General features: G+C 49.9%; 16 protein-coding genes. 14 read left to right on the top strand and 2 right to left on the bottom strand.

What is annotated here, in order from left to right; translation table 11 throughout:
* Window positions 1-239 precede the first annotated feature (239 nt).
* The 5 genes from AAIH57_RS27600 to AAIH57_RS27620 all read left to right on the top strand — a co-directional run bounded on the left by AAIH57_RS27600 (window position 240) and on the right by AAIH57_RS27620 (window position 4,271).
* Window positions 240-983 (top strand): class I SAM-dependent methyltransferase, encoded by a 744-nt coding sequence (locus AAIH57_RS27600; protein ID WP_430023756.1) that lies wholly within the window; start codon window positions 240-242, stop codon window positions 981-983.
* 22 nt (window positions 984-1,005) lie between these two features.
* Window positions 1,006-1,995 carry an MBL fold metallo-hydrolase gene (locus AAIH57_RS27605; RefSeq protein WP_430023757.1) on the top strand — a complete coding sequence of 330 codons (990 nt, stop codon included), beginning with the start codon at window positions 1,006-1,008 and terminating at the stop codon, window positions 1,993-1,995.
* Window positions 1,996-2,194: 199 nt separating this feature from the next.
* The gene (locus AAIH57_RS27610) at window positions 2,195-2,530 is read left to right on the top strand and encodes a hypothetical protein (protein ID WP_430023758.1); all 336 of its coding nucleotides are present in this window, start codon (window positions 2,195-2,197) and stop codon (window positions 2,528-2,530) included.
* Window positions 2,527-3,567 (top strand): FAD:protein FMN transferase, encoded by a 1,041-nt coding sequence (locus AAIH57_RS27615; protein ID WP_430023759.1) that lies wholly within the window; start codon window positions 2,527-2,529, stop codon window positions 3,565-3,567. The genes AAIH57_RS27610 and AAIH57_RS27615 overlap by 4 nt, the downstream gene beginning before the upstream one ends.
* Before the next feature lie 50 nt (window positions 3,568-3,617).
* Window positions 3,618-4,271 carry a ferric reductase-like transmembrane domain-containing protein gene (locus AAIH57_RS27620; RefSeq protein WP_430023760.1) on the top strand — a complete coding sequence of 218 codons (654 nt, stop codon included), beginning with the start codon at window positions 3,618-3,620 and terminating at the stop codon, window positions 4,269-4,271.
* 107 nt (window positions 4,272-4,378) lie between these two features.
* Here AAIH57_RS27620 and AAIH57_RS27625 read toward each other — a convergent pair whose 3' ends face one another.
* The gene (locus AAIH57_RS27625) at window positions 4,379-4,945 is read right to left on the bottom strand and encodes a phosphatidylglycerophosphatase A family protein (protein ID WP_175394425.1); all 567 of its coding nucleotides are present in this window, start codon (window positions 4,943-4,945) and stop codon (window positions 4,379-4,381) included.
* Window positions 4,946-5,181: 236 nt separating this feature from the next.
* On the opposite strand from AAIH57_RS27625, the gene AAIH57_RS27630 reads away from it, so the two are divergent.
* The 8 genes from AAIH57_RS27630 (at window position 5,182) to AAIH57_RS27665 (ending at window position 13,383) form a co-directional block, all read left to right on the top strand.
* Window positions 5,182-6,237 carry a GerMN domain-containing protein gene (locus AAIH57_RS27630; RefSeq protein ID WP_175394424.1) on the top strand — a complete coding sequence of 352 codons (1,056 nt, stop codon included), beginning with the start codon at window positions 5,182-5,184 and terminating at the stop codon, window positions 6,235-6,237.
* A 171-nt stretch (window positions 6,238-6,408) separates the two neighbouring features.
* Window positions 6,409-7,167, top strand: coding sequence for a ribonuclease PH (gene rph, locus AAIH57_RS27635; RefSeq protein WP_095293274.1), 759 nt, complete (start codon window positions 6,409-6,411; stop codon window positions 7,165-7,167).
* Between the two features lies 1 nt (window position 7,168).
* Complete coding sequence (locus tag AAIH57_RS27640; RefSeq protein ID WP_175394423.1) at window positions 7,169-7,792, top strand: XTP/dITP diphosphatase; 624 nt, start codon at window positions 7,169-7,171, stop codon at window positions 7,790-7,792.
* Between the two features lie 359 nt (window positions 7,793-8,151).
* Entirely contained in the window at window positions 8,152-8,994 is an 843-nt protein-coding gene (locus AAIH57_RS27645; RefSeq protein WP_430023761.1) for an STM4015 family protein, read from the top strand.
* A 3-nt stretch (window positions 8,995-8,997) separates the two neighbouring features.
* Complete coding sequence (locus tag AAIH57_RS27650) at window positions 8,998-10,287, top strand: STM4014 family protein (RefSeq protein ID WP_430023762.1); 1,290 nt, start codon at window positions 8,998-9,000, stop codon at window positions 10,285-10,287.
* A complete protein-coding gene (locus AAIH57_RS27655; protein WP_430023763.1) occupies window positions 10,280-11,065 on the top strand; it encodes an STM4013/SEN3800 family hydrolase in 786 nt (261 codons plus the stop codon). Before AAIH57_RS27650 ends, AAIH57_RS27655 begins: the two co-directional genes overlap by 8 nt.
* A 57-nt stretch (window positions 11,066-11,122) precedes the next feature.
* Window positions 11,123-12,517: an STM4012 family radical SAM protein gene (locus tag AAIH57_RS27660; RefSeq protein WP_175394420.1), complete on the top strand. Its 1,395-nt coding sequence runs from the start codon at window positions 11,123-11,125 to the stop codon at window positions 12,515-12,517.
* Window positions 12,514-13,383, top strand: a complete 870-nt coding sequence (locus AAIH57_RS27665; RefSeq protein WP_175394419.1) for an STM4011 family radical SAM protein — start codon at window positions 12,514-12,516, stop codon at window positions 13,381-13,383. The genes AAIH57_RS27660 and AAIH57_RS27665 overlap by 4 nt, the downstream gene beginning before the upstream one ends.
* Window positions 13,384-13,549: 166 nt before the next feature.
* Here AAIH57_RS27665 and asnB read toward each other — a convergent pair whose 3' ends face one another.
* A complete protein-coding gene (asnB, locus tag AAIH57_RS27670) occupies window positions 13,550-15,394 on the bottom strand; it encodes an asparagine synthase (glutamine-hydrolyzing) (protein ID WP_175394418.1) in 1,845 nt (614 codons plus the stop codon).
* A 192-nt stretch (window positions 15,395-15,586) separates the two neighbouring features.
* Between asnB and AAIH57_RS27675 the strand changes: the two genes are divergently transcribed.
* Window positions 15,587-15,886, top strand: a complete 300-nt coding sequence (locus tag AAIH57_RS27675) for a hypothetical protein (RefSeq protein WP_175394417.1) — start codon at window positions 15,587-15,589, stop codon at window positions 15,884-15,886.
* Window positions 15,887-15,898 lie beyond the last annotated feature (12 nt).

Here is a 15,898-nt window from a genome sequence, read left to right on the forward strand (position 1 = left end):
GCAGTGGTACTGTGTAAATCATCAGTTTGGCTTACATATAGTTAACCGGTTTGCGACCGTGTGACTATGTTTAACATTATATAGGGCGATTTCAGGTCGTTCAATGAACAGAAACCATGGAAATCTTTGAGTTTGCACCACAAAGGCGATACAATGACTAAAAGCTTAGGGGTATGATCAGGCCTTTACGAATATGGGATGCAGAGCGTTGGGCCATTGACATGTGGAGGGCGATACGTATGACGGAATGGTATGAAAAAAGTTTTGGAGAGGATTACCTTCTCGTATACAAGCACCGGGATGTGCAAGGTGCATATGAGGAAGTACATAAAATGATTAATTGGTTAAAACTCGAGCCAAAGGCACGAGTCCTGGATCTATGCTGCGGCATGGGTCGCCATTCCTTGGCACTGGCTGACGCAGGCTTCCGGGTGACCGGAATTGATCTGTCCGATGTGCTTCTGCATGAAGCGCGCCAAATGGATACCGAGGATCGTGTGGAGTGGGTTCACGCCGACATGCGTGATCTGCCGCTCAAAGGCGGATTTGATGCTGTAGTCAACCTGTTCACATCATTTGGTTATTTTCGTGAGGATGGGGAACAGCTCAAGGTGCTGCGTGTCATTCGTCACATGCTGAAGCCGGGCGGCAGCTACATTATAGATTTTATGAACACGGCTTATGTGACCCGCCATCTGGTACCCCACTCCAAGCGTGACGCAGAAGGACAGCATATTGAGGAGTTTCGCAAGATCGAGAACGGGTTTGTGCAAAAAGAAATTCACATTACCGATGCTGATTCCAGTGATAAACCTCGAATTTATCAGGAGCGTGTCAAGCTGTATACCCGTGAACAACTGAGTGATCTGCTGCAGGAGGCAGGGCTTGTGGTTGATCAGGTTCATGGAGGCTATGATGAAGAGAAATACGACGAGCAGGATTCCCCGCGCATGATTTTTGTTGGGCATCGGCCTGCAGAGTGAGAAGAGCATGGAGGAGAAGAAAATGAAACGAACGGAAGCAATCCCCATGCCGGAGGGCATGCATCGGCTCCAGATCACGATGTCTTTCCCGCTGCGCTGGGTAAACAGTTATGTGCTCTATGAACCGGATGGAATGATAACGGTGGTTGACCCTGGACCGCGTAACTCAGGAACGGAACAGGAATGGCACGAAGCTCTGACAAGTCTCGGCTTGTCGTTTCAGGATATCCGTCAAATTGTATTGACTCATCATCATCCCGATCATCTCGGTTTGTCGGGCTGGATGCAGCAGGAGTCGGGTGCACCTGTGCGCATGTCTGCGAGGTCGCGCCAGGAGGCAGACTACATGTGGGGCCCGGACGCGACCATTAATACCATGCTGCCTGAATTCTATCGTCATCATGGGATGCCCGAAGATAAAACCGTACAGATCCGCAAACATCTGGAGGGATTTGTCTCGCAGATTACCCCGCTGCCGGACGTGACGTTTATTGAGGACGGGGATTGGCTGGATATGGGCGGCAAGAGATGGGTAACCATCGAGACAGGTGGACATGCCCCGGGGCATCTATCCTTTTATGCGCCAGAATCCAGAGAAATGATATGCGGTGATGCGGTTCTGCCGCAGATTTCGCCCAATATCAGTTTGCAGCCTGAAAGTGATGCTCAGCCATTGTTTTCTTATCTAGAGGGGTTGCACCGTCTCGGGACCCTGGATATCAAGACGGCCTATCCGGGGCATCGGAATCCGTTTGGCCATTTCAGTGAACGAACGTCTCATTTGCTGGCTCACCATGAAGAGCGGCTACAAAAGATGGCCGAGCATATTTACGAGCATCCAGCGAACGGATATGACGTTTGCGTTTCCTTGTTTGGCGATCGATTGGGCATACATCAGCTGCGGTTTGCCATGAGTGAAACATTGGCGCATTTACAGGAGTTAATCAGGCGAGAACGTATTGTGCAGGAACAGAAAGCAGATGGATCATTTTTTTTCAAAAAGCATAACTGAGATAGTATGTGGACTTAATAAAATTAAACGGTTAATAAGGCTCTGGAATGGGAGAACATCTCCTTTTCAGGGCCTTTTGCTGTATATGGGTCTGAATAATGGAAAGCTTTAGCCTTTCTTAACGGTTCCTTCATCTGCTTTTAATCCAAGGCCCATAAGATAAGTTCATGAACTTCGCCAGAGAAAGCAGGGAAGCGCGATGAACAGAACAAAACGAAATCAATGGAGAAAATGGCAAGCCTCAGCGTTTGCAACATTAACTGTGGCTGCACTCTTTCAATATGTAAGAACCTCTGATGCCTTTGATGTCGCTTATGCAGCATCGAGTGGAACAGATATCGATGGTCTGTCTGCAAGTCAGATGGATAGCCGGGATGATGTAATTGATGAATGGACAGGCAGCTTGGCTCCGAATCACGAAGAGGAGCAGAACAACCAAAGCAGACTTTATGGAAAAGACATTGGGCAGCCTGAAGAGGAAGCCGATTCGGGAACCGGCAGAGGAAGTTACCAGTCACGCACAGGTGTATCATGAGCCGCGCTGAAGAGACCACGCGTCCGATCAGGTTCAGGTTTCGTGCAATGAACACGGACGTGGAGGTTCAGCTGGTAACAGCCGGACGTGAGGAAGCGGAGCATGCAGCTGCACTCGTGAAGAATTGGTTTGAAACACAGGAGCAGCGTTTCAGTCGTTTTATACCCGGTAGCGAGTTGAATCGTCTGAATCGAAAGGCGGGTTGGATGTCTGTCTCCGCTGCCATGGATGAGGTATTAAGTTTGGCATACGGATATATAGGTCAGACGGAAGGGATTTTTCAACCCGGGATTTCAAGGGCACTTCGGGAACAGGGATACGATGTCAGCTTCGAACAGATCGGGCAGGGTAAGCCAGGCACAACACAATCCCTGCTCCATACCTCAACCTCACTTGCCTCGCCGATCCTCGGAGAAGACCGCGATTATACTTGTCCGGGATGGATTCATCGAGAGGGCAGCCGGATGGTTCATACGGATCCGGGGCTGGAACTGGATCTGGGCGGCATTGTGAAAGGCTGGGCAACCGAGCGTATTGCCGATTGGTTGCAGCGCACACTTCATATTCCTGCAGGCATGATTAATGCAGGAGGCGATATTCAGGTGTGGGGTACGCCTCCTTCTTCTACATGGACGATCTATGTAAAGGATCCTTTGCTGGATAAACGGAATTTAACAGGGAGCATTCAGTTAGGATCTGGTGCTGCGGCGACTTCAGGCATAGCCCGAAGACAATGGCAGCAGGCTGATGGACGTCTCTGCCACCACTTGATTGACCCGAGGACCATGGAACCGGCTGACACAGATGTCGTGCAGTGTACCGCTGTGGGCCAGCATGTCTCACAATGTGAGATTATTGCGAAGACCGTCTGTATCCTGGGAAGTGCTGAAGCGATTGGCTGGTTGAATCGGCATTATGATCGGCATGATGTGTTATGGATGACCCGGGAAGGAAAGCTCTGGTTCCGTGGGGACAAGGATACACTCAAGCAGCGGTGGCCTGGGTTTGAACCGGATCATTGCTTTAGCTTTATTTAAAATGCAAAAATACTGAAACGACAAGTCTATCAGATAGGGGGGAGCCGGTTATGGCACAATGGATTGTAGATTATTTGCCGACATGGAATATCATTCGTATCAGTGGAATAGCCGCTTATCTGCTGCTCTTTGCGGGGGTGTTTCTGGGAATTGCACAGGGGTTGCCTGCCGCCAAGGGCAAGTCCAAAGCAGCCATGTACCAGTGGCATACCCGAACAACCTGGCTCGCCTTTGGACTTGGTATCTTACATGCGTTAACCCTGTACATCGATCATTACAGTCCATTTACCTGGAGTGAAATGCTTAATCCATTTACTGCTTCAGTGCATCCGGTTGGCAGCGGCCTGGGGACATTATCCTTTTACGGTTTGCTAATCGTGCTGCTGTCCAGTGATCTGCGTAACAAATTGGGGCGCAAATGGTGGTTTGTGTTCCACATGCTCTCATATCCAGCGTTCATCGGTTTGCTGGTGCACGGCATGATTACTGGTTCCGATTCGGGGAACGTGCTGATGCGTTTAATATATGCATTCACGGGATTGTCCATCCTGGGCATAACGGTGCTGCGAGGGCTGATGCGTGAGCGCAAAGGACCACAAATCACGATTGGGCACAATCGTTCGCAGTCTAAGCCAACCGTGGAACGGATGTGGGGCGAAGCATATGGACTCGCTGGAGCGGGGAGACAGGAGCGTTTAAAATAGTCGTAACGTATACTTGATATATACGAAAAAAGAAGCGGCCTATTGGCCGCTTTTTTCTATGAGCTGTCTTTTACAGACATGTCTCATTTCTGAGTGCCAGACGTGGCTTAAACGACGTCATCACTGACCGGTTTCTCGCCCAATGCTTCTTCAAGCTCGGACTGTTTGCGGTGCGCGATCCGGCTGCTTGCTGCTGATGCGATGGCCCCGACGATATCGTCCAGAAACGTATGTACAGGTCCCAGGCTTTTATCATTCAGCCGCTCAAGTACACCGGGTTTAAGCTTGTCTACATAACCGTAATTCGTGAATCCGATGCTGCCGTATACATTGACGATGGAGAATGCGAGAATCTCATCCACGCCATATAACCCTTCATCATTCTCAATCATTTCCTGCAAAGGCGAAATGAGCTGACCCTGCTCTGCCAGCAGATCAAGCTGAATGCCCGTCAGAACAGCGTTCTGCACCTCGCGTTTGCGGAGAACCTTCTCCACATTATCGATACATTCTTCCATCGTAAGATCCGGATAGTATTTTTTCTGCAATAACATGACCAATTCTGCGATCTCAGGGATCGTGACGCCCCGCTTATGCAGCCATTCCCTTGTTGCGTCCGCTACTTTGCGGCTGTTCAGGCTGTAAGGGATTTTTTCTTGCTCAGGATGTTCCATGGGCGATTCCTCCTCTGATGTTAGCAATGTCCCTACTCTTGCTTCCTAATACGTAATTAACCGTTTTGCGTTTCTTTCAATATCGTTTTGAGTTAGTTCAGTAACCTTCAAGGCGGAAACAAGAGCAGTTTTCGGCTTGGTACACCAGGAGCTTGTTTAAAAAGTAGTTATTTTTTGGACAGAGGCTCGTATACATGGTAGTACAAACTGTAAAAATGATGAGGGGGAACGTAATCATGAGTAAGATCCGATATATGCGTACGGCATCGGCAGCTGCGCTGCTGAGCATTCCTATGGTACTGTCCGGCTGCGGCATGTTTAATGCACAGTCATCCGAGGCGATTGATCCGCCGCCGCCCATCCAGGAAGCAGCCATGATTCAGGCAGCCGAAGGCAATGGGACACTCGCAACGCTTCCACTCACGACGGTTTATTTGCAGGATCAGCAAGGGTTGCTTGCTCCGGTATCATTGACACTTCCATCCGGGTCGGATGTTAGCAGTCCGAAGACCGCACTGGATACCCTCGTAACGGGTGGCGAGTACGCAGGTATGCTGCCTGAAGGATTCCAAGGCGTTCTCCCGCAAGGGACCGTGGTGCAGAATGTAACCGTACATCCGGATGACAAACTGGCTGTTGTAGAGTTCTCCGGTAATTTTGCCAAATACGATGCCAAGGATGAGCGCAAAATGCTGGAAGCTGTAACATGGACATTGACAGGCACACCGGATGTGGAGAACGTGCAGATCTGGGTAGATGGCAAAAAGCTGACACAAATGCCGGTCAACAGTACACCGCTGCCTGAACCGCTTAACCGGGCGGTAGGCATCAATCTGGATCTGGGGGATACATTCACGACCAACAGCAGTCCGGTAACCGTGTATTTCTCGGCAGCTTCGCCAGCAGGCATTCAATATTACGTTCCGGTTACGCGTCTGGTCACACCGGGTACGGACCGGGTGCAGGCGGCGCTGAATGAGCTGATTAAGGGGCCAGCCAAGGGCGGCGAGCTGGAAGAGGTCATGACAGGTGGAACGGAGCTGCAATCCGTTAAAACGGCTGAGGATGGAACGGTTACGGTCGCACTCAAAGACGATATGTTCGTTGAAGGAGATGTCGTGCCAAGTGAGCTGCTGCAATCGGTCGTCTTGACTACCACAGAGAACACGGCAAGCAAGGATGCCAAAGTCCAAATCGAGTGGAACGGTCAAAAAACGGTGATGGGTGATGATAACCGGGATTATAGTGCGCCGGTCTCCAAACCTGAATATATCAACGAAATTCCAATTTAAGATCCAGACAACGCCGGGGAATGTTAACAGAAGTCCTTGGTGGATAGATGCTTGCAGCAGCACTCTTTGGCGGATAGATGCTTTTAAGGTGACTCTTTGGTAAAATAGAAGGGATTAGTAAGTGTGAATCAGTTCAACAATTACAGGATGCTTAAGTCGTAGGAGGCAGAAATGATGAGATCTAACGGACGAACCAGCGAACAGCTGCGGCCGATGAATTTAACAATTAACACAAATAAATACGCCGAAGGTTCTGTACTGATTGAAGTCGGAGATACGAAGGTTATTTGTACAGCAACGGTAGAGGAACGTGTTCCTCCCTTCATGAAAGGTCAGGGAAAAGGCTGGGTTACCGCTGAATACTCCATGCTGCCCCGTGCAACCCATACCCGTAATCAGCGCGAAGCCAATCGCGGGAAATTGACTGGGCGCACCATGGAAATTCAGCGTCTGATCGGCCGTGCGTTGCGCTCTGTTGTTAACTTGCAGGCCCTTGGCGAGCGGACCATTACCCTGGATTGTGATGTCATTCAGGCGGACGGAGGCACACGTACAACGTCCATTACCGGTTCGTTTGTGGCGCTGGCGCTGGCTGTGAACAAAATTGCCCAGCAGCATCGCCTGCAAACATTCCCCATCACGGATTTCATTGCAGCTGTAAGTGTTGGTGTAGTTGGAGAACAGCCTGTTCTGGATCTCAACTATGATGAGGATTCCAAAGCGAAGGTGGATATGAACCTGGTGATGACAGGTGGCGGGAAATATGTGGAGCTGCAGGGAACAGGGGAAGAGGCCCCGTTTGACCGCCGTGAGCTGAATGCCATGCTGGAGCTGGGTGAACAGGGAATCCTGGAGATGATCGAGCGGCAAAAAGAAGTGCTTGGTCCGATTGCGCTCAAGATCGGCGCTAGTGGATTAGGAGAAGCCTAAGATGCGTCTGGATAGCCCAATCATTATTGTTGCAACCCGGAATCAGGGGAAAGTAAGGGAGTTTGCCCATGCATTTGCCCCACTTGGCAAAGAGGTCAAAAGCATGTTTGACTATCCCGAACTGCCGGATGTCGTGGAGGATGGGGTAACCTTTGCCGAGAATGCATGGAAGAAAGCCAAGGCCGTAGGGGATGCGCTTGGCCTTCCAGTACTCGCCGATGATTCCGGACTTTGTGTGGACTTGCTGGATGGAGAGCCGGGCGTGTACTCGGCAAGATATGCTGGCGAAGGAGCAACGGATGCCCTGAATAATGCCAAGCTGCTTCGAACGCTTGAATCCATAAAATCCGGTGAGGATACTGAACAGCCATTGCTCAGTCCGGCACGCTTTGTATGTGCATTGGTCCTGTATGACCCGGTATCGGGGGAAAAGTTTGAAGCGGAAGGTACAGCGGAAGGTTGGATTACAAGCGAGGCTGCCGGGGGTGGCGGTTTTGGATATGATCCTCTTTTCTATGTGCCTGAATACGAGATGACGATGGCCGAGCTTACGCTGGAGCAAAAGCAGGCGATAAGTCATCGTGGCCATGCACTGCGGGCGCTTGTATCCAAACTTGAAGGATGAATCGTAGTTAACAGGAGCGTCTTGAATCGGATATAGCAGCTTCAAATAGTAAAGTGTTAATGGAAGGAAAGCGCCATTCTTGCGGAATGCTCTCCTTCTATTAACGCTTTTTTTATTTTCGAAAAGAATGATAGCGACAGAGTGAGATGCAAATCCATCGATAGACCTACCATCCATCCCGTGTTTTTACTAACTCTATTCGGAACATATGTTCCTATTCCTAGATGGCCACATATTACGATTGCGCGTTTGAGAATCAGCTTGGGACCGGAGTTGGAAGAAGTTGCAAGCCTTGTACCGTATGGGTTAACATTCATGGTAACGACTCAAGAATGAACTCAAGCGGAGGGGATTAACGCATGCAGGAAGTGAAACTTACAGTGTCTTACGATGACTATGAGAACGATGTCCGTATGGAGAATTTAATCAAGGAATTAGCAGCCAAACCAGAGGCAGGTTCACTGGAGAGTCTGATCATTGGAGACTGGGGACAAGCTTACGAAAATTCGCCGGACGATTTTATGGGAACTCTCATTGAGCTGGCACCAAGCTTCCCTTCGTTGAAAAAGCTGTTTATTGGAGATATGGGTTTTGAAGAGTGCGAGGTATCCTGGATTATTCAGACCGATCTGACGCCACTATTGAACGCTTTTCCTGAATTGAAGTCATTTTCGGTTAAAGGAAGCAGCGGATTGGTTCTCGAACCTCTGCAGCATGCCAAACTTGAAGAGCTGGTTATTATCTGCGGAGGGCTGCCGCAAGAAGTATTAGCTTCGATTAGCCATGCTCAATTGCCTGAACTGCGCAAGCTTGAACTATATCTGGGTGTGGATGATTATGGCTTTGACGGTTCACTCGAAGATGTGCTTCCCTTGCTGGAACAGGGCCGCTTCCCTAAACTTGTGTATCTTGGCCTGAAAGACAGTGAAATTCAAGATGAAATTGCCAAAGCTGTGGCGCAGGCTCCCATCGTGGATCAGCTGGAAGTACTGGATCTTTCCCAAGGGACCTTGTCGGATGAAGGGGCCGAGGCATTGCTCGCCAGCGACAAGATCAAAACATTGAAGCATCTTGATCTCAGTTACCACTACATGACGGACGAAATGCTTATTCGCTGGAAACGCTCAGGCATTTCTGTGGATGTCAGTGATCAGCAAGAGAGTGACGAAGATGACTGGCGTTATCCGTCACTAACGGAATAAGGAATGCCAGGCATTACTAAAGACAAGATGGTTCACGGACAGCAAACTCAAGTCAATGGCATGGACGGGGAGCGACCGTTTTGGTTGATTGGAAACCCGGATAACCGCAGAACCAAGGGACTGCAGCAGGCAAGGCAGCAATGTGGCTTGAAGCCAGCTGTGATGCTTCCCTATGCCGACTTGCTCAAGACCTGGAGACAGGGTGCAACCCTGGCAGAAGTAATCCAGAAAAAGGTTACAGCCGGGGATGCACCACCATCGCAAGATGCACCCCTGGTTCGAATTGATGCCCCAGGAGAGCAGTGGGACGTGGAGCGTGGATTGCTATCGCTCGGTGCGGAAGAATACGAGCCTTCCTTTTATTTAGGCAGAAAAGAGCGGATTCCTGCCGAGCAGGCGCTTGATCTGCAGCAGGATTGGGGACGCATCTATGCACCGGCCCAGTGGTTTAATGGCTGGAGAACATGTCTGGAGCGAATCGGACGGGAAGTGAATGAATTCTGGCCTTCTGCCAAGTTCCTGAACGATCCCGAAGATATTGCCATCATGTTTGACAAAAGAAAGTGTCAGCAGCATCTATCTGCCCACGGTGTGGATGTCCCTCCTGTCCTGCAATCATCAGGACAGATATTGAGTTATTCGGAATTGCGCGCTGCCATGCAGGCCGCAGGCTTGCACAGAGTGTTTGTTAAGCTTGCTTGTGGCTCAGCGGCATCCGGTGTTGTTGCTTATCAGTTCAACCCGCGAACAGGCGCGGAGATTGCTCTGACCACAGTAGGAATGGAACATATTGAGGGCAAGCCTGTTTTTTACAATGAAGGCCGCATGCAGAGATATACCCGCAGGGAGGAAATTAAGCCACTGCTCGACTGGTTATGTGCTGAAGGTGCTCAGATTGAACGCTGGATGGCCAAGGCTTCCCATGGTTCGCGCGTATTTGATATACGTCAACTTGTAGTTGGTGGACATGCAGGTCATTCAATCATGCGGTTAAGTCATACACCCATAACCAATCTGCATTTACGCAATGAGCGAATGCTGCCTGTAGAAGCAGGGCTGGATGAGCAAAAGCTGGGCCTGGTTCAAACCGCTGCTCTAAGAGCTATGGCTGCTTTTCCAAACTCATGGTCTGCCGGTATTGATGTAATGCTTAGTGGAGGGGACAAACCGCATGCTTATGTTCTCGATGTGAATCCGTTCGGCGATCTGTTGTACCACGTACAGCACAACGGGCTTGGAACATATGAATGGGAGATGGACATTCTGCGAAAGGAGCCTTACGAACATGCCTGATATGAACACCATTGTGGGCTCCCATGATCTGTTAATGATTACCCTGGATACGTTAAGGTATGACGCAGCGAAGCTGGAGGAACCGAATTGTCCCAATCTGTGTGGTTCGGGCTCCTGGGAGAAACGCCATACGCCAGGAAGTTTTACATATGTGGCACATCATGCCTTTTTTGGCGGGTTCATGCCTACGCCTGCGAATACGGACAAAGCCTCTCATGTCCGACTGTTTCATTCACGAAATACCGGATTGAAGACTCATCCGCATACCTGGCTGTTTGATACACCGGATATCGTATCCGGTCTGGCGGAGGAAGGATATCGTACGATCTGTATTGGTGGGGTCATCTTTTTCACGAAAAAAAATCCGCTTGCCAAAGTGCTGCCTGGTTACTTTCAGCAGAGTTATTGGCGAATGAACTTCGGGGTAACGAACCCTCGCTCGACAGAGCATCAGGTTCAGCATGCATTGAAGCTGCTTGATCAGATACCGCAGGATGAGAAAGTATTTCTTTTTTTGAATGTGTCCGCTATCCATGGTCCCAATCGTTACTTCGTGGAAGGGGCAAGAGAGGACTCCGTTCAGACTCAACGGGCCGCACTTCGGTACGTGGATCAAGCCCTTGGTCCATTGTTTGATGCCATGCGGCAGCGCTCGCGGCCAACGTTCTGTCTTGCGTTTTCCGATCATGGGACGGCTTATGGTGAAGATGGGTACCATGGGCACAGGCTGGCACATGAAGTCGTCTGGAATGTGCCCTATCGTGAATTTATTTTATAGACAGAAGTGGTTTTATTTTATCGTTAACGACAACAACCGGAGACAGGGAGGAAACCGATGGATAATCAATCTCAAAACACAACAACAGGTCATTCCGCAGCGTCCGGATCCAATACGATTACAGGTCTGAGAGAAGTACTGTCTTCACCCTATCGCTCTTATCTATACTCTTATCCTCATAAGACGGCGTATCGGGAGTTGGAGCCTCCGCTGCCCCTGGGGCCATTGTGGGAACGGGAGAACACGGATACGTATTTTTTATATATGCATATTCCGTTTTGCGCTGCCCGCTGCGGATTTTGCAACTTGTTCACTTTGCCTGATCGGCGTGACGATACGCATGAACGTTATGTGGATGCACTGGAACGGCAGGCGAAGCAGTGGGCGCCTATTACGTCGCGCAGACCATATTCCAGGTTTGCCATAGGTGGCGGGACGCCAACATTGCTGAATGAAATTCAGTTGAATCGGTTGTTTGACATTGCGGAAAATGTCATGGGACTTGATCCCACACACGCTTCCATTTCGGTGGAGACATCACCCGACACGGTGACCGAAGCCAAGCTCACGTTGTTGAAGGAACGTAGCGTGGACCGTGTCAGCATGGGGATTCAGAGCTTTATCGAAGCGGAAGCTGCAGCGATTTACCGCCCCCAGAAACCACAGGAAGTGGAGCGCGCACTTGAGAAGCTGACCCGATACAACTTTCCTTTGTTGAATCTGGATTTGATCTACGGTTTGCCGGGACAAACGGTGAAATCGTGGCTGTACTCGCTCGAGCGTGCTCTATCTTATGAACCCGGGGAAATTTTCATTTATCCGCTCTATACCCGCGAGAATACCATCGTGAAGCCGGAAGACATTCAGCGACAGGGGCCGGATATCCGCATGCAGCTCTACACTGCCGCCCGTGATATGCTAAAAAGTCGTGGCTATGTTCAGTATTCCATGCGCAGATTTGCGAAGGAGTCATCTTCTCCGGCAAGCAAAGACCTTCTCCCCTACAGCTGTCAGGAAGAAGGCATGGTTGGCCTGGGATGCGGCGCCCGTTCGTACACCAGCGAAGTGCACTATGCTTCAAAATACGGAGTAAGCTATAAAGCTACTCAGAGCATTATCGCGGATTATGTGGCAACCGAGCGGTATGATGTGGCTGACTACGGCATTGTACTGAGCAGAGAAGAACAAAAACGCAGATTTATTTTAAAGGCACTGCTGCATCGGGAAGGCCTGACTTTAGCAGATTATCTTCAGCGATTCGGAAGTGAAGTTATGTCAGATTATGTTTGGCTGGCCGAACTGCTGACAGAGGGAATGGCACGGATCAAGCAGGAGGATGGACGCCAGATTCTGCGTTTGACTGAAGAGGGGCTGGGATACTCTGATGCGATAGGTGATTGGTTGATATCCGCCGAGATTCGTGAACAAATGGAAGGGTTTGTGTTCTCATGAGAGCAACCTTGTATTATCGGGGAAAGCTGTCGTCCTGCAATTACGACTGTCCCTATTGTCCATTTAGCAAAACCGTGGATTCCAAGGAGACACTGGAAACCGACGAACAGCAGTTGCGTCAATTTGTGAATTGGGTGAAGGCCCAGGAAGTTGCTGGACATCAGTTGTCCATTTTCTTCAATCCGTATGGAGAGGCTCTGGTCCGGCGTTGGTACAGGGAAGCCATGGTTGAACTGTCACATATGCCTCATGTAAATAAGGTCGCTGTGCAGACCAACCTGTCCGTGAAGCTGGATTGGGCTCGTGAACTGAATTCCGGAACAGCTGCCTTCTGGGCAACATATCACCCGCGTGAGACCAAAGAATCCTCTTTTGTGAAGCAGTGCCTTACTTTACGTGAAATGGGCCTTAATTTCAGTGTGGGCACAGTTGGGCTTCGCAGTGCCTTCCCTGCAATCCAATCCATGAGAAAAGCTTTGCCAGACGATGTGTACATGTGGATCAATGCATTCAAGGATAAACCCAAATATTACACGGCAGAAGAGGTTGAGTATTTGCGATCCATCGACCCGCTGTTTGAAGGCAATCTGCAGGATTACGAGAGTTATGGCAAAGGCTGTGCGGCCGGATCGGAAGTATTTTATGTGCAAGGATCGGGGCATGTAAAAAGGTGTTACAAGGATCGCCGGATCATTGGCCATTTGTACCGTGATGGTCTGGAGAAGTTATCCGCTGATCGGCCCTGCAGGATGAAAAAGTGCGGCTGCTACATCGGATATGTGCATATGCTGGACTCTCCGTTTAGAGAAATTTATGGCAATGGCTTGCTTGAACGGAATCCTCAATCGGTTGTGCTGAATCGATAATTCTCCTGGTTTTTTGGGGGGGGATTAAATGACGATTGATTAATATGAACATGATGTTGGAAGTAGATGGGAACTCTATATTTATATTTAAAGGGGTGCCCGGTGAATGCATTAAATGCTGTTCACCGGGCACCCCTTTATTCGAATCGAAATGGAAAACGTTGTTTTAACGAATGGCAACCTTGTACGTGCGTAACCATGAGTTAATTTGTGTCAAATAAGCGAATAACTGTGGCCCAGACATGAGCTGCCCAAACCAGGGAAGATTGGAGGAAGCATCAGGTGAAGAAGCGAGTTTGCGAATCTGATCCTTGTCAATCAGGGGTAGAATCGGTGAAGTCGCATCATCAAGAATATCCAGTACCTGCTGCTTAACAGCAGCCAAATACTGCGGATTATGTGTTTTGGGATACGGACTTTTTTTACGATATAAGACATCGTCAGGCAGCACACCCTCCAACGCTTTTCGCAAGATGCCCTTCTCACGGCCGCCCGTTATTTTCATTTCCCAGGGAATGTTAAACACATATTGGATCAGGCGGTGATCACAGTAAGGTACTCGAACCTCGAGCCCTGCACCCATACTCATCCTATCCTTACGATCCAGCAAAGTAGGCATAAACCGGGTGATGTTCAGGTAAGACATGACACGCATTTGTGCTGCTTTTCCGGTTTCACCATCCAGTAAAGGAGTCTCTGCTACAGCATCTGAATACCGGTCGGCAAGATAGTCCAGCGGTCTGATCCATTCCCGAACATCCGGCGACAACAGCCCTGCGCGCATGTCGGGCGCTACCGACCAGGGGAACGTTCCGGAATTCAGCATTTCATCCCGATGGAACCAGGGATATCCTCCAAACACTTCATCTGCTGCCTCTCCCGAGATGGCGACGGTCGCCCCTTTTTTGATTTCTTTACAGAACAGGTAGAGAGAGGAATCGACATCAGCCATCCCCGGCAAATCCCGTACGATCATCGCCTGATTCAAGGCATGAACCAGTTCACCATTCTCGATCTCAATCCAGTGATGGTCAGTCTTGAGCTCATCTACCATACGCTGGATCCAGGGGCCATCAGCACCGGGCTGGAACGAGTGAGCCTGGAAATGCTTCGCATTATCGACATAATCGACGGAATACGTACTGACTTGGCCCTGACCCGTGCGGTTGTAATAGTCTACCGCCAGTGCGGACAGAGCACTGGAGTCGAGCCCACCTGATAGGAGGGAACAGACCGGAACATCGGACGCCAGCTGGCGTTCAAGTGTATCCTGCAACAAACGCCGGACTTCGGCAGCTGTCTCATCCAGGTCATGCTCATGCGGGCGACTTTCCAACTTCCAATACGCATAGGTTCGGATCCCGTTCCGGTTAAAGATGAGCGCATGTGCCGGTTTGAGTTCATTCAATGAAGAATAGACTCCGTGTCCAGGCGTTCTGGCCGGACCTACGATAAATACTTCTGCCAGGCCCTCAGGACCAACAGCAGCCTCTACATCCGGGTGCAGCAAAAGGGATTTGGGTTCCGAGCCAAATACGAGAGCGTCTTTGGCGTTGCTATAGAATAACGGTTTGACGCCAAGGCGGTCACGTGCAATAAAGACCTGTTCACGCCCCCCGTCCCAGATGGCAAAAGCAAAAATGCCATTAAAACGGTCTACACACGCCGGTCCCCATTCGATATAAGAGGCCAGCAAAACTTCCGTATCACATTGTGTACGGAAATGGTGCCCCCGCTGAAGCAGTTCTTTTTTTAATTCGGGTGCATTGTATAGTTCTCCGTTATACACGACGGTATAGGAGGTGTCTCCCTGTAACGCATGCATGGGTTGAGCGCCATTCTCCGGGTCCATTACGCTGAGCCGGCGATGTCCAAATGCACAAGGATTGGAGATCCATGTACCTGAAGCGTCGGGCCCCCGGTTCGACAAACTGTCCGTCATTCGGACCAGCAGCTCCGATTCCTGGGTCAAATCCCGATTCCATTGTATGAAGCCGGTTATACCGCACATGGTTGTTCATCCTTTCTTAGTCGAGTCGTTGATCCCGTGTGGTGTTGCATGGCATGGAGCCAGCAAATGTTGTCATTTTCGTCAGAAGTCGTAACAAATATATGCCGAAAGCAGGCATAAAATGTCTGTCCTCTTCGGAAACTATATCTAGGGACAACGGCCTCAGCATGCCTGTGAAGGAGAGAATGGATAGTGGACAAAACAACCTATTATGTCTCTGTGGGTGGGCGTTCCGTTTTGCAGGATCAGCACGCAGCTGCCTATGAATGGGTCATTCAGGCGACACCTCAGGAAGCGGAACATTTACTGGGGCTCCTTAATCTGATGCAGGAAAAAGAGGAAGAGGCTTTTCCAGGAATGGTATTCCCGTGGCCGGATACACCGGAAGAATCTGTGAACCGAGCTTATGAAGCTGTCTTACAGCAGGTGTATCACGAAATTTATCGTTTGGGAACGCCTGAGACAAGACAAGAGATTGAACAAAGTACATGACATGATAAGGAG

Source organism: Paenibacillus sp. MABNR03, assembly GCF_050455445.1.
GTDB classification, from domain to species: Bacteria; Bacillota; Bacilli; order Paenibacillales; family Paenibacillaceae; genus Paenibacillus; species Paenibacillus xylanilyticus.